The organism is Cellulosimicrobium sp. EB106-03-01-XG111, assembly GCF_058792115.1.
In genome coordinates, this window is sequence record NZ_JBYTEQ010000019.1 from 101,203 (window position 1) to 123,245 (window position 22,043).

Annotated in this window: 18 protein-coding genes; 6 read left to right on the forward strand and 12 right to left on the reverse strand. The window is 75.1% G+C overall.

The window, feature by feature from the left end:
* The first annotated feature begins 53 nt into the window (after positions 1 to 53).
* Entirely contained in the window at positions 54 to 719 is a 666-nt protein-coding gene (locus AC3WT4_RS15335) for an NUDIX hydrolase (RefSeq protein ID WP_492315837.1), read from the forward strand.
* Between the two features lie 64 nt (positions 720 to 783).
* On the opposite strand, the gene AC3WT4_RS15340 is transcribed toward AC3WT4_RS15335, so the two are convergent.
* The 3 genes from AC3WT4_RS15340 to AC3WT4_RS15350 are packed head-to-tail and all read right to left on the reverse strand — an operon-like array spanning position 784 to position 3,844.
* On the reverse strand, positions 784 to 1,446 hold the full coding sequence (locus AC3WT4_RS15340) for a LutC/YkgG family protein (protein WP_492315838.1): 663 nt from the start codon (positions 1,444 to 1,446) through the stop codon (positions 784 to 786).
* A complete protein-coding gene (locus AC3WT4_RS15345; RefSeq protein WP_492315839.1) occupies positions 1,443 to 3,053 on the reverse strand; it encodes a LutB/LldF family L-lactate oxidation iron-sulfur protein in 1,611 nt (536 codons plus the stop codon). The genes AC3WT4_RS15340 and AC3WT4_RS15345 overlap by 4 nt, the downstream gene beginning before the upstream one ends.
* Positions 3,050 to 3,844 (reverse strand): (Fe-S)-binding protein, encoded by a 795-nt coding sequence (locus AC3WT4_RS15350; RefSeq protein ID WP_492315840.1) that lies wholly within the window; start codon positions 3,842 to 3,844, stop codon positions 3,050 to 3,052. Before AC3WT4_RS15350 ends, AC3WT4_RS15345 begins: the two co-directional genes overlap by 4 nt.
* Before the next feature lie 173 nt (positions 3,845 to 4,017).
* On the opposite strand from AC3WT4_RS15350, the gene AC3WT4_RS15355 reads away from it, so the two are divergent.
* Positions 4,018 to 4,722, forward strand: a complete 705-nt coding sequence (locus AC3WT4_RS15355) for a FadR/GntR family transcriptional regulator (protein WP_108048938.1) — start codon at positions 4,018 to 4,020, stop codon at positions 4,720 to 4,722.
* 39 nt (positions 4,723 to 4,761) lie between these two features.
* On the opposite strand, the gene AC3WT4_RS15360 is transcribed toward AC3WT4_RS15355, so the two are convergent.
* The 4 genes from AC3WT4_RS15360 to AC3WT4_RS15375 all read right to left on the reverse strand — a co-directional run bounded on the left by AC3WT4_RS15360 (position 4,762) and on the right by AC3WT4_RS15375 (position 7,192).
* Entirely contained in the window at positions 4,762 to 6,063 is a 1,302-nt protein-coding gene (locus AC3WT4_RS15360; RefSeq protein ID WP_492315841.1) for an RNA polymerase sigma factor, read from the reverse strand.
* Positions 6,064 to 6,094: 31 nt separating this feature from the next.
* Complete coding sequence (locus AC3WT4_RS15365; protein WP_061266624.1) at positions 6,095 to 6,451, reverse strand: YciI family protein; 357 nt, start codon at positions 6,449 to 6,451, stop codon at positions 6,095 to 6,097.
* Positions 6,451 to 6,621, reverse strand: coding sequence for a hypothetical protein (locus AC3WT4_RS15370; RefSeq protein WP_492315842.1), 171 nt, complete (start codon positions 6,619 to 6,621; stop codon positions 6,451 to 6,453). Before AC3WT4_RS15370 ends, AC3WT4_RS15365 begins: the two co-directional genes overlap by 1 nt.
* Before the next feature lie 154 nt (positions 6,622 to 6,775).
* The gene (locus AC3WT4_RS15375) at positions 6,776 to 7,192 is read right to left on the reverse strand and encodes a TIGR03618 family F420-dependent PPOX class oxidoreductase (protein WP_061266625.1); all 417 of its coding nucleotides are present in this window, start codon (positions 7,190 to 7,192) and stop codon (positions 6,776 to 6,778) included.
* Positions 7,193 to 7,315: 123 nt separating this feature from the next.
* Here AC3WT4_RS15375 and AC3WT4_RS15380 point away from each other — a divergent pair, with 123 nt between their 5' ends.
* The 3 genes from AC3WT4_RS15380 to AC3WT4_RS15390 all read left to right on the forward strand — a co-directional run bounded on the left by AC3WT4_RS15380 (position 7,316) and on the right by AC3WT4_RS15390 (position 11,401).
* Positions 7,316 to 8,341, forward strand: coding sequence for a 3-oxoacyl-[acyl-carrier-protein] synthase III C-terminal domain-containing protein (locus tag AC3WT4_RS15380; protein ID WP_175007649.1), 1,026 nt, complete (start codon positions 7,316 to 7,318; stop codon positions 8,339 to 8,341).
* 136 nt (positions 8,342 to 8,477) lie between these two features.
* Positions 8,478 to 10,280, forward strand: a complete 1,803-nt coding sequence (locus AC3WT4_RS15385; RefSeq protein WP_492315843.1) for an alkyl sulfatase dimerization domain-containing protein — start codon at positions 8,478 to 8,480, stop codon at positions 10,278 to 10,280.
* A 71-nt stretch (positions 10,281 to 10,351) separates the two neighbouring features.
* Entirely contained in the window at positions 10,352 to 11,401 is a 1,050-nt protein-coding gene (locus AC3WT4_RS15390; RefSeq protein WP_492315844.1) for an aldo/keto reductase, read from the forward strand.
* A gap of 65 nt (positions 11,402 to 11,466) precedes the next feature.
* Here the strand turns inward: AC3WT4_RS15390 and AC3WT4_RS15395 are convergent, their stop codons facing one another.
* A complete protein-coding gene (locus AC3WT4_RS15395) occupies positions 11,467 to 12,264 on the reverse strand; it encodes an ABC transporter ATP-binding protein (protein ID WP_074810227.1) in 798 nt (265 codons plus the stop codon).
* A gap of 247 nt (positions 12,265 to 12,511) precedes the next feature.
* Here AC3WT4_RS15395 and AC3WT4_RS15400 point away from each other — a divergent pair, with 247 nt between their 5' ends.
* On the forward strand, positions 12,512 to 14,797 hold the full coding sequence (locus tag AC3WT4_RS15400; protein WP_492315845.1) for a SpoIIE family protein phosphatase: 2,286 nt from the start codon (positions 12,512 to 12,514) through the stop codon (positions 14,795 to 14,797).
* A gap of 63 nt (positions 14,798 to 14,860) precedes the next feature.
* Here the strand turns inward: AC3WT4_RS15400 and AC3WT4_RS15405 are convergent, their stop codons facing one another.
* From AC3WT4_RS15405 to AC3WT4_RS15420, 4 genes are all read right to left on the reverse strand, one after another.
* Positions 14,861 to 15,334 carry an ATP-binding protein gene (locus AC3WT4_RS15405; protein WP_209828385.1) on the reverse strand — a complete coding sequence of 158 codons (474 nt, stop codon included), beginning with the start codon at positions 15,332 to 15,334 and terminating at the stop codon, positions 14,861 to 14,863.
* Positions 15,331 to 15,666, reverse strand: coding sequence for an STAS domain-containing protein (locus AC3WT4_RS15410; RefSeq protein WP_228485224.1), 336 nt, complete (start codon positions 15,664 to 15,666; stop codon positions 15,331 to 15,333). The genes AC3WT4_RS15405 and AC3WT4_RS15410 overlap by 4 nt, the downstream gene beginning before the upstream one ends.
* A gap of 227 nt (positions 15,667 to 15,893) precedes the next feature.
* Entirely contained in the window at positions 15,894 to 19,493 is a 3,600-nt protein-coding gene (locus AC3WT4_RS15415; protein ID WP_492315846.1) for an Ig-like domain-containing protein, read from the reverse strand.
* 204 nt (positions 19,494 to 19,697) lie between these two features.
* Complete coding sequence (locus AC3WT4_RS15420; RefSeq protein WP_492315847.1) at positions 19,698 to 21,914, reverse strand: beta-galactosidase; 2,217 nt, start codon at positions 21,912 to 21,914, stop codon at positions 19,698 to 19,700.
* Between the last annotated feature and the right edge of the window lie 129 nt (positions 21,915 to 22,043).

Consider the following 22,043-nt stretch of genomic DNA (forward strand, 5'->3'; position numbering starts at 1 on the left):
GTCCGGCGGGAGCCTCGGGGCGGGCCGTCGGGCGCGGCACGTAGCCTTCCCCGGTGACCCCTCCGGACCCCGCCGCCCTCCTCGCCCGCGACGCCCTCGACCGCCTCGACCGCTGGGAGCCCGTGGATCCCCGTCAGGGGGCGCTTGCGGCGGAGTACCGCGCGTTCGTCCGCGGCGACGCCGGGCCGCGCGCCGAGGCGGTACGGCGCGACGGCGGTCCGCAGCATCTCACCGCGAGCTGCTTCGTGCTCAGCCCCGGGCTCGACCGCGTGCTGCTGTGCTTCCACCGCAAGGGCCGGTTCTGGGTCCAGGTGGGCGGCCACACCGAGCCGGAGGACACGACGCTCGCCGGTGCCGCCTACCGCGAGGCGCGCGAGGAGAGCGGCATCGAGGACCTCGTGCCGTTCGACCCGGACCCCGAGCCGGGCGTGGAGTCCGTGGTCGGGTCCCGGGCCGACGCCGCGCCGTCCGCCCCCGTCGACGTGCACCGGCACGACCTCGCCGCGGCGTTCGGCACCTGCCGGACGCACTGGGACGTCGGGTTCGTCGCGTTCGCCGACCCGGACGCGCGCACGGTCGTCAGCGACGAGAGCGAGGACGTCGCGTGGTTCCCGGTGGACGCGCTGCCGCCCGGCACGCCCGAAGACTTCCCCGTCCGCCTGGCGACGGTCCTCGCGGAGGTGCGGCACCGCCGTCGGGCAGGCCTCCCCACGAGGTAGAGCCCTGGTCGCGCGAGGTAGAGCCCTGGTCGTGACCAGAGCGCTACCTCGGCGGACCGGTGCTCTACCTCGGCGGGGCGAGGACGACGTGCAGGGTGCGGGGCCCGTGCACGCCCTCGACGCGGGAGAGCTCGATGTCGCTCGTCGCGCTGGGTCCGCTGATCCACGTCTGCGGACGCTCGGGGTGCGCGGCGAGCAGGCGCACGGCCTCGGGCACGGACTGCACCACCTGGTCCGTGCGCACGACGCACACGTGCAGGTCGGGGACGAGCGTGATCGCGCGGCGGCCCTGGTCGGGCTCGCCGTCGAGCACGATCGTGCCGGTGTCGCCGATCGCGACGCGCGCCGCGGTGACGACGGCGTCCGTGCGGTCGAGCTCGTCGGGCGTGCGCGGGTCGTCGCGCGCGTCCCGCACGACGGCGGTCCCGGCGCCCAGCCCCGCGAGCCACGCCGCGTCGAGACCGGCCGGGACGACGACGGACGTCGCGTCGGCGAGCAGGTCGCCGACGACCGTGGCCACGTCCGCCGACGTCTCCGCGCGGTGCACGTGCGCCCGGTAGTCGACGAGCCGGTCGACGAGCACGTCCACGACCTCGGACGACCCGGGGGCGAGCTCGCCGTGCTCGCGGTAGGCGCGCGCAATGCCCGACGCCGCGGGCCCGCCCGTCGCCGTCGGCCCGCCGAGCGCCGTACGGACGCGGGCGAGGACGTCGTCGCGCGCGCTCATCGGTCCTCACCTCCCTCGGTGCGGGGCTCGTCGGACGGGCGGTCGCGCCACCAGTCGCGGAAGGTCTGCTTCGCGGGCGCCGGGAGGTCGCGCGAGCGGGTCCACGCGGACGCGGGCGGCGGGAGGGTCGAGATCCGGCCCTTCGGCCCCGCGACCAGGCGCCCGACCCCCGCCGCCTTCTCCGCGAGCTCGAACCGCCGCGCGTCGGACATGACGAACGACGCCGCCTTCATCGCGGCGCCCCACCCGGTGGGGCGGCCACGGTCGGCGTCGACCTCGCGCGCCCGCAGCTCCACGAGGATCGACGGGATGTCGATCTTCACCGGGCACACCTCGTAGCACGCGCCGCACAGCGTCGAGGCGTAGGGGAGGGACGCGTTCGGGTCGTGGTGGCCGGAGAGGCCGCCGGAGGACTTGGTGAGCTGCGGCGTGAGGATCGCGCCGATCGGGCCGGGGTACACCGACCCGTACGCGTGGCCGCCCACCCGCTCGTACACCGGGCACACGTTGAGGCACGCGGAGCAGCGGATGCAGTGCAGCGCGGCCCGCCCGACCTCGTCGGCGAGGACGTCGGTGCGCCCGTTGTCGAGCAGGACGAGGTGGAACTCCTGCGGGCCGTCGCCGGGCGTGACGCCCGTCCACAGGGACGTGTACGGGTTCATGCGCTCGCCTGTGGACGACCGCGGCAGGAGCTGGAGGAACACCTCCAGGTCCGTGTACGTGGGCACGACCTTCTCGATCCCCATGACGGTGATGAGCGTCTCGGGGAGCGTGAGGCACATGCGCCCGTTGCCCTCGGACTCGACGACGGTCAGCGTCCCCGTGTCCGCGACGCCGAAGTTCGCCCCGCTGATCGCGACCTTCGCCGAGAGGAACTTGCGGCGCAGGTGGGCGCGCGCGGCCATCGCGAGCTCGCGCGGGACGTCCGACAGGTCGGGCGGGGCGTCGCCCATGCGGGCGAGGAAGATCTCGCGGATCTCCGCCCGGTTGCGGTGGATCGCGGGCACGAGGATGTGCGACGGCATGTCGTCGGCGAGCTGCACGATGAGCTCCGCGAGGTCCGTCTCGTACGCCGCGATCCCCTCGGCGGCGAGCGCCTCGTTGAGCCCCGTCTCCTGCGTCGCCATGGACTTCACCTTGACGACCTCGTCGACGCCCTTGGCCTTCACGAGGTCCGCGACGATCCGGTTCGCCTCGTCCGCGTCCCGCGCCCAGTGCACGACGCCGCCGCGCGCCACGACGTTGCGCTCCAGCTCCTCGAGGAGCTCGGGCAGGCGTGCCATGACGTCGGTCTTGATCGCGGAGCCGGCGTCGCGCAGCGCCTCCCAGTCCGGCACCTCGCCGACGACGGCCGCGCGCTTGGCCCGGATGGTCGACGTCGCGTGCGCGAGGTTGCGCCGCAGCTGCGTGTTCTGGAGCGCCTCGCGCGCCGCGTCGGGGAACGACCCGCCCCAGCGCAGCGGGGCGTCCGGGTGCGGGACGTCGCCGAACGCGTCCGACGCCGCCCCCGCACCCGCCGAGGTGCCGTGGCCGCCCGGGTGGGCGACGTCGTCGGGCAGGGTGCGCGCGCCGCGCCGGACGGGCAGGCCGAGAAACGTGCGGCTCACCGGGCACCCCCGCGCGTCGACGGGCCGACCCCGGCGGGGGCGGGCGTGTCCTTCGTGGACGCGAGGATCTCCGCGAGGTGCAGCGTGCGGACGCCCGCGCGGATGCGCGACAGGCCGCCGCCGATGTGCATGAGGCACGACGCGTCGCCCGCGGTGAGGACCTCGGCGCCCGTCGCCTTCACGTGCGTCATCTTGTCGGCGAGCATCGCCGTCGACGTCTCCGCGTTCTTCAGCGCGAAGGTGCCGCCGAACCCGCAGCACGCCTCCGCCGCGGGCAGCTCGACGAGGTCGATGCCCTCGACCGCGCGCAGGAGGCGCAGCGGCTTGTCGCCGACATGGAGCATGCGCAGCGAGTGGCACGTCGGGTGGTAGGTGACCCGGTGGGGGAAGTAGGCGCCGACGTCGGTCACGCCGAGCACGTCGACGAGCAGCTCGGACAGCTCGTACGTCTTCGCGGCGACCGCGTCGGCGGTGCGCGCGAGGTCGTCGAGCCCGGCCCGTCGGCAGACCATCGCCTGCTGGTGCCGCACGGACCCCGTGCAGGACCCGGACGGGACGACGACGGCGTCCCACTCGCCGTCGAGCACGGGGGAGAACGCCTCGACGTGGTTGCGCACCACGGGGACCGCCTCGTCGAGGTACCCGGTGTTGACGTGCATCTGTCCGCAGCAGGTCTGCAGCTCGGGAAAGAACACCTCGTGGCCGAGGCGCTCGAGGAGGAGGGCGGTGGCGCGCGGTGCCTGGGGGAACATCACGTCGCCGATGCAGGTCGCGGTGAGGGCTATGCGCATCAGGGCTCCGGGGAGGCGAGTCGGGTCCAGTCTCGCCGGGCCGCGTCGTCGCCGCTCGCCGAGACCGCCGCGGTGAGGCGCCGCGGCTGTGGTCTGACCACAGGCCGTCCACTGTAGACCACGACGGCCGCGTGGTCTGACCACAGCGCGCCGGGGTCGCCTACCCTGAGCGGGTGCGCACCCACGAACGCGTCCTCGCCCGCATCGAGGCGGACCTCGCCGCGGGCCGCTGGGCGCTCGGCGAGCGCCTCCCGGCCGAGCGCGCGCTCGCCGAGGAGCTCGGCGTCTCGCGCCCCTCGGTGCGCGAGGCGCTCCGCGTGCTCGAAGCCATGGGCATCGTGCGCACCGCCGTGGGCTCCGGGCCCGACGCCGGCGCGACCGTCGTCGACCGGCCCGCCGCGGGACTGGGAGCGGCCGTGCGCCTGCACGTCGCGTCCGGGACGCTCGCGGTGCGCGACGTCGTCGAGACGCGCGTCCTGCTCGAGACGTGGGCCGTCCGCGCGGCGGGGGACCGGGGTGCCGAGGACGGCGAGGAGGTCGTGGCGACGCTCGCGGAGGCCCGCGCCCTGCTCGACCGCATGGACGACCCGGCGCTGCCCGCCGCCGACTTCCGCGAGCTCGACGCGACGTTCCACGTGCTGCTCGTCCGGCTCGCGGGCAACGCGCTCGTCGAGGCCGTCATGACCGGGCTGCGCGGCGCGATCGAGTCGTACGTCGCCGCGGGGAGCGCGGCGCTGCCGTCGTGGGAGCGGACCGCCGCGCGCCTGCGCGCCGAGCACCGCGCCGTGCTCTCCGCCGTCGCGGAGGGCGACGGCGAGCGCGCGGCCCGCGAGGTGCGTGCCCACATCGAGGGGTTCTACGCCGAGACGGGCCTCTGAGCGGACCGTCGCGCGCGCCCCGCGCGGGGTGCCTGACGGCTAGGTCTGTCTCGCGCGGGGCAGGTCGCCCAGGCGGCGTTCCAGGAGGCGGCGGTCGCCCTCACGGTCGACGAGCGCGAGCGCGCGGCGCAGGTCGTGGGCGGCGTCAGCGGGTCGCCCGGCCCGGACGAGCAGCTCGGCGCGGACGGCGGGCAGCAGGTGGTAGCCCGCGAGCGCCGGCTCGTCCGCGACGGCGTCCAGCGCGGCCAGCCCCGCATCGGCGCCGCGCACCTCCGCGACCGCGACCGCGCGGTTGAGCGCGACGACGGGCGAGCCGGTGAGGTCGAGCAGGACGTCGTAGAGGCCGAGGATCTGGGGCCAGTCGGTCGCGGCCGCGTCGGTGGCCTCGTCGTGGAGCGCCGCGACGGCGGCCTGCACCTGGTACGGCCCGGGCTGCCCGACGGCGAGCGCCGCGTCGAGCTCGGCCAGGCCCTCGGCGATCTCGTCGTGCCGCCAGCGGGCGCGGTCCTGCTCGGCCAGGGTCCGCGTGACGCCGTCGGGGCCCACGCGCTCGTCGCGGCGCGCGTGCTGGAGCAGCAGCAGGGCGAGCAGGCCGCGCGCCTCGGGCTCGTCGTCGAGCAGGCGCGCGGTGAGGCGGGCGAGCCGGACGGCGGCGTCGGCGAGCGCGCGCCGCTCGGCCGAGCCCGCGACGGCGTCGGCGGGCTCCGCCCACGCGTCGTACCCCTCGGTGAACAGCACGTACAGCACCGCGAGGACGCCCTCGACGCGCTCGGCCCGCAGCGCGGCCGGCGGCACCCGGAAGGTCATGCCGGTCGCGCGGATGTGGCGCTTGGCCCGGACCAGGCGCTGCGCCATCGTCGCCTCGGGGACGAGGAAGGCGCGCGCGACCTGGGCGGTCGTCATGCCGGTCAGCGACCGCAGGGTGAGCGCGACCCGCGCCTCGGCGGGCAGCGCCGGGTGGCAGCACGTGAAGAGCAGGCGCACGAGGTCGCCGTCCGGGTCGTCGGCGTCCCAGCCGTCGTCGTCGAGGCCGCGCGCGACCTGGTCGAGCACGGGATCCGCTGCCCGGCCCCCGCCCCGGTGACGCGGGTCGACGCGCTCGCCCAGGCGGCCCGCCGCGGCGACCTGCTCGGCCTCGACCCGACGACGGCGCAGCACGTCGATCGCGTGGCGGCGCGCGGTCGTCGTCAGCCACGCGCCGGGACGCTCGGGCACGCCGTCGCGGCCCCACGTCCGCAGCGCCGCGGCGAACGCCTCCTGCGCGGACTCCTCGGCCAGGTCGAGGTCGCCCGTGCTGCGCGCGACGGCGCCGAGGACGCGTCCCCACTCGGTGCGGAACACGTCCTCGACGGGGTCCGTCGCGGGCGTCAGCTCAGGACCCGTCGAGGTCCAGCGGCCACGCGGGGTGCAGCTCGATCGCGCCGCCGTACGCCATGGGGTGCTCGGACGCGATGGCGATCGCGGTGTCCAGGTCGGGGGCCTCGAGGACGTCGAAGCCCGCGATCGACTCCTTCGTCTCGGAGAACGGCCCGTCCGTGACGAGCACCTTGCCGCCCCGGACCCGCACGCCCACGGCGTCCTCGGGCGGGCGCAGCCGGTCGCCGACCACCGCGGCGCCGCTGCCGTAGTGCCGCCCGACCCACTCCTCGATCGGGGCCGCGGCCTCGGCCTCCTCGGGCCGCAGCCCCGGGTCGTCCGGGGTGCCGAGCACGAGCATGAGGTAGCGCATCAGAGGTCCTCCGCCCTCGTCGCCGCGGGCCGGCGGGGCGCCGTCGGCCCGGAGAACGCCACGTCGGCGGCGGACGTCCCGTCCCCGACGCTGCGCCCGTCACGGTATCGCGCACGGTCCGGCGGGTGCTCGCGGTCCGCCGCGAGGATCGTCTCCAGGAACGTCGTCATCGTGCCTCCTCCTCTCGCACGGCCCGATCGGCCGTACGGCAGGACGACGAAGACCGGTCGCCGAGATCGACACCTTTCTCGCGACGATCTCCCGCAGCGCGGCGCGGCGTCGTGAAGCGCCGGGGACGGGCGTACGGCCGGGCGGCGGACGGCGCTACGCGTCGTCGCCGGCCTTCGCCTCGCCCCAGCCGTACCAGCGCTCGACCTCGACCCAGGCGCTGACGCGCGGGTCGGTCCGGTTCGCGTACTCGTGGCCGGTGTAGTGGCGCGAGATGCGGTCGATGTCGGCCAGGCCCTCGTCGGCGCGCAGCTCGACGACGCGACCGATCAGCGTCACGTGCGTGTACCAGTTCTCGTCGAGCACGGTGAGCGAGACCCGGGGGTCGTTCCGCAGGTGCTTGAGCCGCACGCGCGACTCGTCGAGGTTGACGAGCACGCGGCCGTCGTCCTCCCAGACGTACCAGGTCGCGGCGGTGACGGGCGCGCCGTCGGAGCGCACCGTCGCCATGACGGCGGCGTTCGGGCGGCGGAGCATCTCGACGAGACGGGAGGGCAGCGGCGGACGGGACACGACGGCTCCTTCGGTGGCACGACGGCGGACCTCCCGACGGTACGTCACCGGTGTGGCGCACGACCTCCCGGAGGTCGCACGGAGCGTTCTGACGACGAGCGGCCGCGTGACATGATCGTCCTCATGCTCACTCCCGCCACCGGCGCGGCCGGGTCGCGCATCGTCGGCCTCGGTCACTTCCAGCCCGAGAAGACGCTGACGAACGACGACATCGCGCAGCTCGTCGAGACCAACGACGAGTGGATCCGCTCGCGGACGGGCATCGTCACGCGGCACGTCGCGGACGACGACACGACCGTCGCCGACATGGCGACCGCGGCGGCCCGCCACGCGCTCGACGACGCGGGCGTCGACCCGGCCGAGGTCGACCTCGTCATCGTCGCGACGGCGACCGCGACGGACCGCTCGCCCAACACGGCGGGCCGTGTCGCGTACCACCTGCGCACGGGGGTCATGCCCGGGCAGTCGACGCCCGAGGAGGCGTCCGAGCTGGACCTGCGGGGCGTCGTCGGGCCGGCGGTGCTCGACGTGAACGTCGCGTGCTCCGGCTTCGCCCACTCCGTCGGCCTCGCCGACCAGGCGATCCGCGCCGGCTCGGCGCGCACGGCCGTGGTGATCGGCGCGGAGAAGCTCACCGCGTTCACCGACTGGACCGACCGCAGCACGTGCATCCTCACCGCCGACGGCGCCGGGGCGGCCGTGCTGCGCGCGACGGACGAGCCCGGCGTCGGCCCGGTCACCTGGGGCTCCGAGCCCGACCTCACCCCGGCCGTGCTCATCGAGGCACCGCAGGAGAAGTTCGCCCAGGACGGCCGCGCCGTCTTCAAGTGGGCCATCACGCGCGCCGCCGAGCGCGCGCGCACCGTCGTGGAGCGCTCCGGCGTCTCGCTCGACGACATCGAGGTGCTCGTCGCGCACCAGGCGAACCTGCGCATCATCGAGCCCCTCGCGAAGGCGCTCGGGCTGGAGTCCAAGGTCGTCGTCACGGACATCGTCGAGTCCGGCAACACGTCCGCGGCGTCCATCCCGCTCGGGCTCTCCAAGTGGTGGCACGCGGGCAAGATCCCCGCGGGCGTCCCCGCGCTCCTCTTCGGCTTCGGCGGCGGCTTCGCGTGGGCGGGCCAGGTCGTGGAGACCCCGACCCGCTGACCCCCCCGGCGTCCCTCGCCGCGCCGCAGCCGCGGCACGCCCCGGTCCTTCCGCGCTCGTCCGTTCCGGTTGCGCTCCGCGCGGCAGGGAGGAGCCTGGTCGTGGCCGCACCGGGCCGACCGACGGAGGGGTGAGCATGGCTGTTGTGGACACGCTGCGCACGGTGGAGGACTGGGAAGGCTACTTCGACTCGTTCAAGGACCATCTCGCCCCCGTGGCCCACGAGGCGGGGCCGAGCATCTCGGTGACCGAGCCCGCCGACACGGTGCACCCGGAGCAGACGGCGTGGGCGCGCCAGATGCCGAAGCGGATCTACGAGCCGGTCGAGGGCCGGGTGTACGTGGCCCACGGGTACCAGCTGTGCTCGACCACGATGATCGTGGGCGAGGACGGCGTCGTGATCGTCGACCCCGGCGAGTCGGACGTGTCCTCTGCCGAGCTGCTCGCGGACTTCCGCCGCTTCTCCGACCTGCCGATCAAGGCCGTGATCTTCACGCACCGCCACCCCGACCACTGCTACGCGCTGAACGGCCTGGGTGTCACCGCGCAGGACGTCGAGTCCGGCGCGGTCGAGATCATCGCGCACGAGACGTTCGAGCGGTGGCTCGTCAACGACGCCGGCATCGTCGGACCGATCCTCACCGCGCGCACGAGCCTGGTGACGTTCGCGGGGTTCGGGCCGACGGGGGTCGTCCAGGGCGCCCTCGGTCCCGTGGCCGCTCCCGGGCCCAAGAGCACGCACCTGCCGACCCGGACGGTCGGCGACGTCGAGGAGCTCGAGATCGCCGGGATCCGGATCGTCGCGTTCCACGCGTACGGCGACGCGCAGGACGAGATCGACCTCTGGCTCCCCGAGCACCGGCACGTGCACGGTTCCGAGACGATCCAGGGCGAGACCTTCCCGAACCTGTACACCCTGCGCGGCACGGCCTACCGCGACGTCGAGGCGTGGCGCGAAGGTGTGGACACGCTGCTCTCCTACGCACGGCAGGCCGAGACGTACTCCGGGTCGCACATGCGCCCCTGGGTCGGCAACGCGTTCGTCGTCGAGCGCATCACGAACTACCGGGACGCGATCCAGTTCCTCCACGACCAGTCGATCCGCCACATCAACAAGGGCGCGACCGGACCCGAGCTCGTGGACCTCGTGGCGAAGCGGCTGCCCGACCACCTGCGCGACGACCCCTGGCTCCAGCCGTACTACGGCAGCCCCGAGCACTGCGTCCGCGCGATCTACGACGGCACCCTCGGCTGGTTCTCCGGCGACGCCACCGAGCTCGCGGCGCCGCTGCACGCCGACCGCGCCCGCCGCTACGTCGAGGCGCTGGGCGGCCGTGACGCCGTCCTCGACAAGGCGCGCGTCGCGCACGAGGCCGAGGACTACGGCTGGGCCGCCGAGCTGCTGACCCACCTCGTCCGGTCCGACCTCGGTGACACGACCGCGCGCCACGCGAAGGCCGAGGCCCTGCGGCAGTGGGGCTACCTCCAGAAGAACATGTACTGGCGGACGATGGCCCTCGGCGGGGCGAACGAGCTCGACGACGCGGTCGACTACTCCCAGACCTACGAGTTCCAGCCGCCCGACGTCCTCAACGCCATCCCGGCCGAGAAGGTCGTCGCGGGCCTGCGCGTGCGCCTCGACCCGGACGTCGCGGCGGACGTCGACCTCACGGTGGCGTGGGTCTTCCCGGACACCGGAGGATCTGTGGCGCTCCAGGTCCGCCGCGGGGTCGCCGTCGTGCACGAGGAGGTGCCCGACGACGTGGACGCGACCCTCACGATCGACGCCGCCGCCGTGCGGGGCCTCAGCCAGGACCTCGCTGCCGCCGACGCCGTCCTGGCGCAGGCGACGTCCGTCACCGACGCCGACGTCGTGCGACGGTTCCTCTCCTGCTTCGACCCCGCGCCCACGACGCCGGTGACGCTGCTCGCCCGCTGACCGTCGGCTCCGCTCGGCCGTCCGGCGCGGCCGGGCTGGGCGTCGCGGCCGGCGCGCGCCAGAATGGGCCCATGCCTCTCGCCCCGCGCTACCTCGCCGCCGACGACCGCTACGACACGATGACCTACCGGCGGACGGGGCGCAGCGGCCTCGATCTGCCCGCGATCTCGCTCGGTCTGTGGCACAACTTCGGCGACGTGAACCCGTTCGAGACCCAGCGCGCCGTGCTGCGCCGCGCGTTCGACCTCGGGATCACCCACTTCGACCTGGCGAACAACTACGGCCCGCCCTACGGCTCGGCGGAGGAGAACTTCGGCCGGCACCTCGCGCAGGACCTCGGCGCGTACCGCGACGAGCTCGTCATCTCGTCGAAGGCCGGCTACGACATGTGGCCCGGTCCCTACGGCGACGGCGGCTCGCGCAAGTACCTGCTCTCCTCGCTCGACCAGTCGCTCCGGCGGATGAACCTCGACTACGTCGACGTCTTCTACCACCACCGGCCGGACCCGAGCACGCCGCTCGAGGAGTCCATGCGCGCGCTGCACGACGCCGTCCAGCAAGGCAAGGCGCTGTACGTGGGCGTCTCCAACTACTCGCCCGCGCGCACGCGCGAGGCAGCGGCGATCCTCGCCGACCTCGGCACCCCGCTGCTCATCCACCAGCCGAGCTACTCGATGCTCAACCGCCACGTCGAGGACCCGGCGCACGAGGACGCGTACGACGGCGTGCAGACCGAGGCGCTGCTCGACGTCGTGGGCGACCTCGGCGTCGGCACCATCGTGTTCTCGCCGCTCCAGCAGGGCCTCCTCACGGACCGCTACCTGTCCGGGTCGGCGCCCGAGGGGTCGCGCGCGGCCCGCCCGGACTCGCCGTTCCTGTCCGAGAAGAACCTCGACGAGACGTACCTGGAGCGTGCCCGGGCGCTGAACGAGATCGCGGGCGCCCGCGGCCAGACCCTCGCGCAGCTCGCCCTCGCCTGGGTGCTGCGCGACGAGCGCGTCACCTCCGCCCTCGTCGGGGCGAGCAGCGTCCGTCAGCTCGAGAACAACGTCGCGGCGCTCTCCGCGCCGCCCCTCACCGACGACGAGAAGGCCACCATCGAGTCCGTCCTCGCGAGGTAGAGCCGCCGGTCGCGAGGTAGAGCCCGCGGCGTTCTACCTCGCGTCGGGAGGTTCTACCCCGTGGGTCAGCGGAAGCGCTGGACGGCGAGCGGAGCGGCCTCCGCGAGCCCGCGGACGGCCGGGTGGTCGGCGCCCGGGGCGGTGCCCGCGAACACGTCGCGCAGCGACCCCGACGCCACGAACGTCCCGTCGGCGAGCACGTGCACGGTGGGGCACATCCGCTCGACGAGCTCGAGGTCGTGCGAGACCAGCAGCACGGCGGTGCCGAGGGCGGCCGTCGCGTCGGCGAGGCGCCGCACGACGTCGCCGCGCATCGCGGGGTCGACGGCGGTGAGCGGCTCGTCGAGGAGGAGCGCCCGGGGACGCGTCGCGAGCGCGACGGCGAGCGCGACGCGCTGCTTCTCGCCGCCCGAGAGCGACTGCACGGTGCGCGGCGCGTAGCGGGGTTCGAGCGCGACGTCGCCGAGCAGGTCCTCGACGGACCGCCCGCTCGGGCGGCCGGCGCGTCGCGCGTCCTTGAGCGCCGCGGACAGCGTGCGGTCCACCGTCCAGCGGGGGTCGATGCCGATGCCGGCGAGGCCGTCCTGGGAGACGCGGCGCACGTCCGCCGTGAACTGCTTCTTGTCCCGGCGGGAGAGCTTGCCGACCGTCCGCTCGGCGTACGTCACGTGGCCCGCCGTCGGGCGCACGAGACCGACGAGCGCGCGCACGATCGTCGACTTCCCGGCACCCGACTCGCCGACGATCCCGACCGGCGCGGTGCCGGGGGTCACGTCGAGGTCGATGCCGTGCACGACGTCGGGACCTCCGTAGCCGGCCGCGAGGCCGCTGGCGCGCAGGAGGGGGGTCGTCGTCGTGCTCATGGGTCACCTTCTGGTCGTCGGGGTCCGGGCGGGCGGTCCGGGCTCCCGCTCGTCCGACGAACGACGCTACCGCGGAGTTCCGTGGTGTCGGTCACGGGGCTCGTCCGACGACGCCCGGGAGCCCGGCGCACGAACGGGTCCCGGCGCGCGATAGCCTGAGGCACGCGAATCGGGATCCTCGAGCCCAGGTGGTCCGTCGACCGCAGCACGGCAGCCGTCCCCGGACGTGCTGCCTGGACGGAGGATCGTGACCAGGACGGTCGACGAGCCGGAGCTTCTCGCGCCCGGCGAGGCGGTGGACCTCGACAACTGCGCCCGCGAACCCATCCACGTCCCCGGCATGATCCAGCCGCGCGGGGTCCTGCTGGTGGTCCGCGAGGCGGACGGCGTGCTGCTCCAGGCGTCGGCGAACGTGGAACGGCACCTCGGCGTCCCCGCGGAGGAGCTCGCGGGCCGGCCGCTCGCCGACGTGCTCGGCGCGGCGCCCGCGCGCGACCTGCTCGCGCACGCGGCGAGCGGGACCGACCTCGCGACGCGCAACCCCGTGACCCTGCACCTCGACCGCTGGGACGGCAGGCCGCTCGACGTCGACGCCGTGCTCCACCGGCCCCCGCTGCCGGAGGAGGGCCCGGGCTCCGAGCCGGTGCTCGTCGTGGAGATCGAGACCGCGTCGGGCGCGCGCCCGCTGACGTTCCCCAACACCTACCTCGCCGTCCGGCAGGCGTTGCGCGACCTCGAGCGCGCCGCGACGCTCGACGAGCTGTACGACGACGCGGCCCGCCACGTGCGCGCCCTCACGGGCTTCGACCGCGTGATGATCTACCGCTTCGACGCGGCCTACAACGGCGAGGTCGTGGCCGAGGCGCGTCGGGACGACCTCAACGCGTTCCTGGGGCTGCACTACCCGGCGTCGGACATCCCGCCGCAGGCGCGCGCTCTGTACGAGAAGAACTGGATCCGGCTCATCGCGGACGTGGACTACGCGCCGCAGCCGATCGTCCCGACGCTGCTGCCCACGACGGGCGCGCCGCTCGACCTCACGTACTCGACGCTGCGCAGCGTCTCGCCGATCCACCTCGAGTACCTGCGCAACATGGGCGTGCGGGCGTCGATGTCCATCTCGCTCCTGCGCGACGGCAGGCTGTGGGGGCTCGTCGCGTGCCACCACTACTCCGGGCCGCACGAGCCGCCCTTCGAGGTCCGCACCGCCGCGGAGTTCCTCGGGTCCGCGCTCTCCGTCCGGCTCGTCTCCCAGGCGGAGGACGAGCGGGAGACCGAGGTGCGGCGCGCGGAGGGCGTCCTCGCCCACCTTGCCGCGGACAGCCGCGACGAGAGCGTCCCCATCGGCATCGCCCTGACGCGCTCGGGGTGGCTGCGGCGCCTCGTCCGGGCCGACGGTGCCGTCGTCGTCGCGGAGGGCGGCCTCATCGCGGTCGGCAACGTGCCCGACGAGGACGGGTGCCGTGCGCTCGTCGCGTGGGTCCTCGGGCACGGCGAGGACCTGGTCGCGACCGACGCCCTGCACCGGGACGCGCCCGACGTCGCGGCGCTCGTGCCCGACGTCGCGGGCGTCCTCGGGATCGTGCTGCCCGAGGGGCAGGTCGTGCTGTGGGTGCGCGACGAGGTCCTGCGGCACGTGGACTGGGGCGGCGACCCGTACAACAAGGAGATCGCGCGCGGCGAGGACGACTCGGTGCGGCTCAGCCCGCGCAAGTCGTTCGAGCGGTGGCGCGAGGTCGTGCGCGGGCACAGCCTGCCCTGGACGTCGGACCAGACGGACGTCGCGACGTCGTTGCGCGGCCACCTCGTCGAGGCCCTCTACCTGCGCGGCCGCAAGGCGGTGCGGGCGACGGAGGAGCTCCAGCGGAGCCTCCTGCCCGCCCTCCTGCCCGACGTCCCGGGGTGGACGCTGCAGTCGCGCTACGAGTCGGCGGGCACGGGCCTCGTGGGCGGCGACTGGTACGACGCGCTCGTGCTGCCGTCCGGGCGGCTCGCGCTCGTCGTGGGCGACGTGACGGGCCACGGGCTCCAGGCCGCGGCGACGATGGGCCAGCTCGGGACGACGCTGCGCGCCGCGCTCGTGAGCACGGGCTCCGCGGTCGAGGCCGTGACGCTCCTGGGCGAGGTCGCGCGCTGGACGCTCCCCGGCGAGGTCGCGACGATCGCCGTCGCGGTGCTGGACCCGGTGACCGGCGTCGTCGAGCACGTCTCGCTGGGGCACCCGCCGCTGCTCGTCGTCGCGCCCGACGGCACCACGAGCTGGACGGAGAGCGCGATCGTGCCGCCGCTCGGGCTCGTGGACCGCGTGCCGCCCGCGCAGCACGTCCAGGTGCCGCCCGGCGGCGCGCTCGTGCTGTACAGCGACGGCCTCGTGGAGCGGCGCGAGGAGTCGATCCTCGACGGGCTCCGGCGGCTCGCGGCGTTCTTCGCGGCGGAGCCGGGGACGGTCGACGTCGACGGCGTCGTCGCCGCCGCGCGCGACCCGCGCTCCGCGGACGACGCGACCCTGCTCCTGGTGCGTCGCGACGCCTGAGGTGCCCCCGGGGAGCGCGGCGGCCGAGCCGCGCTGCGGGGGAGGGTGCGTGACGGCGGGGCGTCAGCCGATCGGGAGGAGCGCGCTGCGCACGCCGGCCCCGCCGCGGAAGACGGGGACGTCGAAGCGCGCCCAGACGTGCTTCTCGCCGGTGCCGGCCCGGAACCAGCCGACGGCCGTCGAGGCGCGCTGCGCGAGCACGAGGCCGAACCCGCCCGCGCCCGGCGACCGCCGGCCCGCGACGACCGGGACGTCCGGCGAGTGGTCGACGACGTCCACGACGAGCTCGCGGCCGTCGCTGAGCAGCCGCACCTGCGTCGGGGGGAGGCCGTGGCGCAGCGCGTTCGTCGCGAGCTCGCTCGCGACGAGGACGACGCGCTCGGGCGTGGCCTCGAGCGCGCGGTCCGCGGGCAGCGGGGCGCCGGTGAGCATGCGGTGCAGGCCCTCCCGCAGGGTGGCGAGGTCCGCCAGCGTGCGCAGCGGCCAGGCACCGATCTCGACGAAGCCGGGCGGTACCGCCGCGTGGGCGAAGGTCACGCCTCGTCCTCGGCAGGTCCGGCGTCGTCGGTGAGCTCGAACAGCTCGGCGACGCCGCTGAGCTCGAGCAGGTCGCGGACACGGCGCGGGACGCGCTCCAGCACGGGTGCCCCCGAGCCGGCCGTGGCGGCGTGGTAGAGCAGGCGCAGGCCGCCCGAGTCCATGAAGGTGACCGCGCCGAGGTCGATGTGGATGCGCCCGTCGGCCGACTGCGCGAGCCGCAGCAGCTCGTCCTCGCGCCGGGCCTGGACCGCGGCGTCGATCTCGCCGCGCATGGTCCAGCGCGTGCCGCCGGCCGTCGTCAGGACGTCTCCGCTCGTGGTGGGGGTCACGGTGGTGGGCTCCTCCTCGGTCCCGGCACTGTACCGGGCACCCGGGATACGGTACGCGGCTCCGCCGACGCACGCGAGGCAGTGTCGCGGCGTGGCCGCGATCGTCGGGTGACGTGCCTCTCCCGGGCCGCGGAGGGCGGCGCGGGGGAGCCACGACGAGGGCCGCACGGCGGGCCGGGACGGCGTCGCGGACGACGCCGACCCGACCCGCCGGGCGGCCGGACGGCTCAGCAGGAGCGCGCGTCGAACGCGACCTCGAGCGGCGCGAACCCGTCGACCGTCACGACGGCCGTCGCGCCCGGGACGGACGCCGCGCGCGACGCGAACGACTGGTAGGCGCTCGCGCCCGGCGCCACCGCGGCGACCGTGCGCGTGCCGTACGGCGTCGCGAGCGTCACGTCGAGCGGCGCGTCGCCGTCGTTCGTGGCGCGGACCGCGACGTACACCTTGCCGGCCAGGCACCGCGCCTCGGCGGTGACCGTCACGGGCGCCGCACCGGCGTCGGCCGTCCAGCGCAGGGCGTACGCCCGCTGCGTGCCGTCCTCGGCCGTGACGCGCACCGTCGTCGTGCCGGGCACGCCGTCGGCGGCCTCGACCGCGACCGTCGCCCAGGGGTCGTGCGCGACCGCCTCGACGGCGGGCACGCCGCCCGTGACCGGCACGTCGTACGCCGTGACGGCCGGGTCGAACCCGGCGAGGGGCTCGCCGGCCACGGTGATGCCCGACGCCGCGGCGTCGGTCCCCGTGCCCGGCACCTTGGCGAGCACCTCGATCTCGGAGACCACCAGGTGGGTGTTCGCCCGCGCCGTGAGGACGACGCGCACGGACGACGTCCGCACGTCCGCGGGGATCTCGACCGCGGGCGCGGGGCCGTCCGGCGAGGCGTCCACCGTGACGGGCGCGCCGACGTCGGTCCACGTGCCGTCCACGAGCGCCTGGAGCCGGACGGACTGCGCCCAGCTCGCGCTGGACCCGTCCTTCCAGAAGCGCGTCACGACGCCGGTGACGTCGCGGTCGCCCGGGAGCGTGACCGTGAGCGTGTCGGACGCCCGCTTGGTGCCCGACACCCAGTTCGACCATGCCTTGTCCGTGAGGTTGCCGTTGACGACACCGCCGACGGCGTAGCCCGGCTCGGTGAACGTCGCGCTGGCGGTCGTGCCCGCGGCGAGCGCGCCGTTGGCGGACGCGGCCTCGGTCACCTGGACGCGGACGGTGGCCGGGAGCGTGGCGCCCGCCCCGGCGTCGGCCGTGCCCGTGAGCTCGACGACCCCGACGCCGTCGTACGCGCCCGCGCGGGCGTCGTCCCAGACCACGGGGCGCTCGACCTCCGCGCCGCCTGCGGCGACCGCGGTGACGGTCGTGGGCAGGGCCGGGGTGCCGCCCGCGTACGCCTTGGCGCGCGCGGGGAGCGTGGACGTGAGCTCGTCGACGACGACGGTCGCCGTCGCGGCGACCTCGCCCCCCGTCGGCGTGGCCACCGTGCCCGCCACCTCGACGGTGCCGGGCTCGGCCCACGCGTCGTCGTCCGGCACGTCCCACGTCACGGGGAGCGCGCCGCGCGCCCCGTCGCGGTAGACCGGCGTGACCGTCGCGGGCAGCTCGGGCGCGGTGCCCGGCGTCGTGAACGCCTGGACGGGCTCGGTGCCGAGGACCGTCTCGTCGACGATCCGCCAGCGCTGGTTCACGCCGGAGTTCGCGAGGTACGTGCCCACGGGCGAGCCGTCCGCCGTCGCCTGGCCGCCGACCTCGAGGAGGGTCTTCGAGGACGCGTTGACGAGCGTGAAGGTGCCGTCACCGGTCGTCGAGAGGATCCACTGCGCGGCGAGCGGGGTGTCCGCGACGTCGGCGGGCGCGTCCTGGAGGACGGCGGACGTGTCGGCCGCGACGGCGAGCTGGCGGCCCGTCGCCGCGTTCGTCACGGCGTAGCGCGTGCGGTGCGAGCCGGAGCCCTCGGGGGCGCCGAGCGCCGTGAGCTCCCAGGCCTGCTCGGCGACCGGCGCGTCGGTGCGGATCACGACGCCCGTGCCCGACGCCGACGGCGCGAGCGAGCGGTCCGCCTGCACGCCGTCGAGGCGGTACGCGTGACCGTCCTGGACGAGCGCGGCGTCGTCCGCGACGCCGGAGACGCCGTCGACGACGAACGTCGTCACGGACTCGGCCGGCACGACGAGCGTCGCGCTGGGGCCGTCCGTACCCGGCGTGACGGCCACCGGTTCGCCCTCGACGAGGTAGCCGGCCGTGCTCGTGACCACGGGGGTGACGGTCGCATCGGACCCGACCGCACCGAACTTCGACAGGTCGAGCGTCACGGCGCGCTCGGCCTTCGTGGCGTTGACGTGCACGACCGTCGCGGACGTGCCGTCGGCCGACACCGCGGCCGTGCTGTTGCTGTCGTCCGAGCGGATCAGCGAGTCGCCCGGCTCGATGTAGTGCGTGAAATTCTGGGTCGCCCAGTACTTCGTGTTCGTGTAGATCGGGCACGTCTCGAGCGTGTCCTCGGCCGTGCAGTCGAACGGGATCTGGATCTCGCCCCAGTTCATGCCGTTCGCGCTCTCGCCGCCGGGCGCCATGTTGGCGTAGTCCTCGACCGGCTGCCAGAACACCCACGCGCTCGGCTCGAGCTCGCGCAGGTCGTCGACGATGTGCTGCGCGCTGCCGAGGCCGGACTCCATGGTCTCGAAGTCCTGGCCCGTCGAGCTCCAGTTCCCGCCGACCTCGCTCATCCACAGCGGCTTGTCCTCGCCCTTGGCGATGTCGCGGACCGTCGTGCGCTGGCCCGTGCCGTAGGTGTGGACGTTGAGCTGCGACACCTGGTCGCGGACCGCCTGCGGGTACGCGTTCCAGTTGGTCGCGAACGTGCCGGGGTTCGTCTCGTCCATCGCCGAGATCACGGCGTCGGTCGAGGAGCCCTCGAGCGCCGCGGCGAGCGCCGGGACGACCTTCGCCTGGAGCGCGGGGCCCATGTGGGCGCCCTCCTGGCGGCCCCCGGTCGGGTTGCCGTCGGCGCCGAGCTGCGTGCCCCAGTAGTTGGTGTTGGGCTCGTTGAACGGGTCGATCGTGTCGACCTCGATGCCGTGCGCCTCCTCGAGGCGCTCGGTCACGCCGACCAGGTAGGCCGCGAAGTCGTCGATGCTGTCCGTCCTGAGCTGGTCCGCGGTCGAGCTGAACCCGCCCGAGACGTAGCCGCTCACGGTCATGAACCACGGCGGCGAGTTGCTGAACGTCTCCCAGTGCGTGACGTCGTCCTTGATCCGGTCGACCCACCAGCGCTGCGTCGCGTCCGCGTCCTCGTCCCAGTGGTCCGGGTTCGCGGGGTCCCACCAGTCCACGTCGGTGCGCGTCGTGCCCTCGGGCGCCTTCCACCACCCGTCGACGGCGCCGCCGGCGCGCAGGTAGTCGGGCACGTCGGGCGCGTTCCCGCCGCCGACGTTGTAGCGCGCGATGTTGAGGTTGAGGCCCTCGTCGCCGAACACCATGTCCGCGAGCCGGTCGCGGATCTCGTCCGGGTAGCCGCCCGTGGCGTTGGCGAACCACACGAGGCTCGTGCCCCAGCCCTCGAACGGCGCGCCCTCGTACGACGGGTCGGGCGTCACGGTGACGCCCGCGACGTCGGCCGCGGCCGCCGTCGTGCCGGTCGCGGCGACCGCGCCCCGGGGCGCGGCCTGCGCGGGCAGGGCGGCGAGCGCGCAGCCCGCGACGAGCGCCCCGGCACCGAGGCCCGCGACGACGCGGGCTCCCGTCCGGCGGGCGGCCGCACCGGCCGGGCTCGTGCGGCGAGGACCGGGTGGTCCACCCCGCGTGGTCGTGTCGGTCTCGGTCGGGCTCATCCCTGAGCCACCTCCTTCGCGTCGCTGCGAACCGGCGGGGTGCACCGGGTGCGGGTCGTTCCCGCGGGGGTCTGTCTACCGAGGGAGAGCCGCGGTCCGTCGAGGGAGAGCCCAGGCCTCCGACCTCGTGGAGCCGGGGCTCTACCTCGCGGAACCACGGCGCTACCTCGCGGAACCACGGCTCTACCTCGTGGTACCGGGGCTCTACCTCGCGGTGGCGGGGTGCTTCCTCGGCGGGGTCGGCGCGGCCGGGCGGCGGACGACGGCGACGCCGCGCGGCTCGAGCAGCAGCGCGCCTTCCACCGTGCCCTCCACCGCGGCCTCCGCCGTGCCGTCCGCCGTGCCATCCGTCGTGGCAGCCCTCGTGCCCGACGCCGTGAGGCGGCGCCCGGCGAGGACGTCGCCCGCGACGTCGGGCACCTCGACCGGACGGGCCGTGCGGTTGACGAGGAACCAGAAGTCGTCCGTGCCGTCGGTGCGGACCGCGAGCTCGACGTCGCCGCGGACGGCGGCGGGCAGCTCGCTGCGCACGCCCGCGTCGTCGAGCAGGCGGGCGAGCACGGGGACGAGGCCCTGGCGGCCGAACCGCGTGGAGACGTACGCGGCGGAGCCCTCGCGGGCGCCCGTGCCGCCCCCGCTGCGGACCGTCCGGCGCGTCACCGCGGCACGCCCGGCCTGCTCGCCGGTCTTGTACCAGCCCAGCACCTCGACGTCCGGGTCGACGACGTCCACCGGCTCGGTCCACACCGTGCCCTCGAGCTGCTCGCCCGCGAGCTCGACCGTCGCGCTCTCGCCGTCCAGCAGCGGGGCGAACTCCTCGACCCGGATGCCGAGCAGGTCGCGCAGCGCGCCCGGGTAGCCACCGAGCCACGCATGGTCGTCCTGGTCGACGACGCCCGAGAAGTAGGTCGTGACGAGGTGGCCGCCCGCCTCGACGAACGCCGTGAGGCGGTCGCGCAGGCCGGCCGGGACGACGTGCAGCACCGGCGCCACGACGACGTCGTACGCCGCGAGGTCCGTCGCGGACGGCACGACGTCCGCGCGCACGCCGAGCGCGAGGAACGCCGAGTACCAGTCGAGCGCCTCCTGGCGGTAGCGCAGCCGGTCCGTCGGGTGGGAGTCGAGCTCGCTCGTCCACCACGAGTCCCAGTCGAAGACGATCGCGGCGCGCGCGGGCTTCTGCGTGCTGCCCGCGACGGGCGCGAGGTCGCGCAAGGTCGCGCCGAGCGCGACGACGTCACGGAACAGGCGCGAGCGCTCGCCCGCGTGCGGGACCATGCCCGAGTGGTACTTCTCCGCGCCGGCCGCGGACTGGCGCCACTGGAAATAGCAGACCGCGTCGGCGCCGTGGGCCACGTGGGTGAGCGAGTCGCGTGCGAGCTCGCCCGGCTTCTTCGCGACGTTCACGGGCTGCCAGTTCACCGCGCTCGTCGAGTGCTCCATGAGGAACCACGGCCGGTGCCGGGCGATGCCGCCCGTGAGGTTCGCGGAGAACGACAGCTCGTCGAGCGCCTGCGGGCCGGGCAGCACGTAGTGGTCGTTGGAGACGAAGTCGAGCTCGTCCGCCCACGCGGCGTAGTCCATGCCCTTCGTCTCGCCCATGACCATGAAGTTCGTCGTCACGGGCACGTCCGGCGTGACGCGGCGCAGGATCTCCGCCTCCGCGCGCAGGTACTGCCGGAGCGCGTCGGACGAGAAGCGCTTGAAGTCGAGCTGCTGGGTGGGGTTCGGGTGCGACGCCGCGAGCCGCGGCGGGAGGACCTGGTCCCACGCGCTGTAGCGCTGCGACCAGAACGCGGTGCCCCACGCGGCGTTGAGCGCGTCGAGCGTCGGGTAGCGGTCGCGCAGCCACGCGCGGAAGGCGGCGGCCGCGTCGTCGGAGAAGTCGTAGACGTTGTGGCAGCCGAGCTCGTTCGACACGTGCCAGGCGACCAGCGCCGGGTGGTCGCCGTACCGCTCGGCCATGCGCTCCACGAGGCGCAGCGCGTGCTCCCGGAAGACCGGCGACGTCGGGCGCCACTGCTGTCGCGCGCCCGGCCACAGGGTCTCGCCCGTACGGGTCTGCGGCAGGATCTCCGGGTGCTTCGTCGTCAGCCACGGCGGCGGCGAGGCGGTCGCCGTCGCGAGGTCGACCGTGATGCCGTGCGCGTGGAGGAGGTCCATCGCGTCGTCGAGCCACGCGAAGTCCCACGTGTCCTCGGTCGGCTGGATGCGGGCCCACGAGAAGATCGCGAGCGAGACCACCGTCACGCCGGCCTCGCGCATGAGGCGGACGTCCTCGTCCCAGACCTCGCGCGGCCACTGGTCCGGGTTGTAGTCCGCGCCGTAGGACAGGCCCGACGGCGCGTACGCACCGGGCTCGCCCGGCGGCGTGTGCGGCCCGGGACGGCGCAGCCAGCGGAACGGGGTGGGGGAAGACATGCAGGCTCCTCAGGTGCTCGCAGAGCGGTCGGCGGCGGGGTGGGCCGCCGGCGGGGTGGGGGGGGGGGGGGGGGGGGGGGGGGGGGGGGGGGGGGGGGGGGGGGGGGGGGGGGGGGGGGGGGGGGGGGG

Excerpts from the sequence above, each read along its gene's own strand:
- AC3WT4_RS15380 (WP_175007649.1), top strand. The coding sequence starts at position 7,316 with ATGCTCACTCCCGCCACCGGCGCGGCCGGGTCGCGCATCGTCGGCCTC.
- AC3WT4_RS15365 (WP_061266624.1), bottom strand. The coding sequence starts at position 6,451 with ATGCGCTACCTCATGCTCGTGCTCGGCACCCCGGACGACCCGGGGCTG.
- AC3WT4_RS15370 (WP_492315842.1), bottom strand. The coding sequence starts at position 6,621 with ATGACGACGTTCCTGGAGACGATCCTCGCGGCGGACCGCGAGCACCCG.
- AC3WT4_RS15420 (WP_492315847.1), bottom strand. The coding sequence starts at position 21,914 with ATGTCTTCCCCCACCCCGTTCCGCTGGCTGCGCCGTCCCGGGCCGCAC.
- AC3WT4_RS15340 (WP_492315838.1), bottom strand. The coding sequence starts at position 1,446 with ATGAGCGCGCGCGACGACGTCCTCGCCCGCGTCCGTACGGCGCTCGGC.
- AC3WT4_RS15390 (WP_492315844.1), top strand. The coding sequence starts at position 10,352 with ATGCCTCTCGCCCCGCGCTACCTCGCCGCCGACGACCGCTACGACACG.
- AC3WT4_RS15395 (WP_074810227.1), bottom strand. The coding sequence starts at position 12,264 with ATGAGCACGACGACGACCCCCCTCCTGCGCGCCAGCGGCCTCGCGGCC.
- AC3WT4_RS15385 (WP_492315843.1), top strand. The coding sequence starts at position 8,478 with ATGGCTGTTGTGGACACGCTGCGCACGGTGGAGGACTGGGAAGGCTAC.
- AC3WT4_RS15350 (WP_492315840.1), bottom strand. The coding sequence starts at position 3,844 with ATGCGCATAGCCCTCACCGCGACCTGCATCGGCGACGTGATGTTCCCC.
- AC3WT4_RS15415 (WP_492315846.1), bottom strand. The coding sequence starts at position 19,493 with ATGAGCCCGACCGAGACCGACACGACCACGCGGGGTGGACCACCCGGT.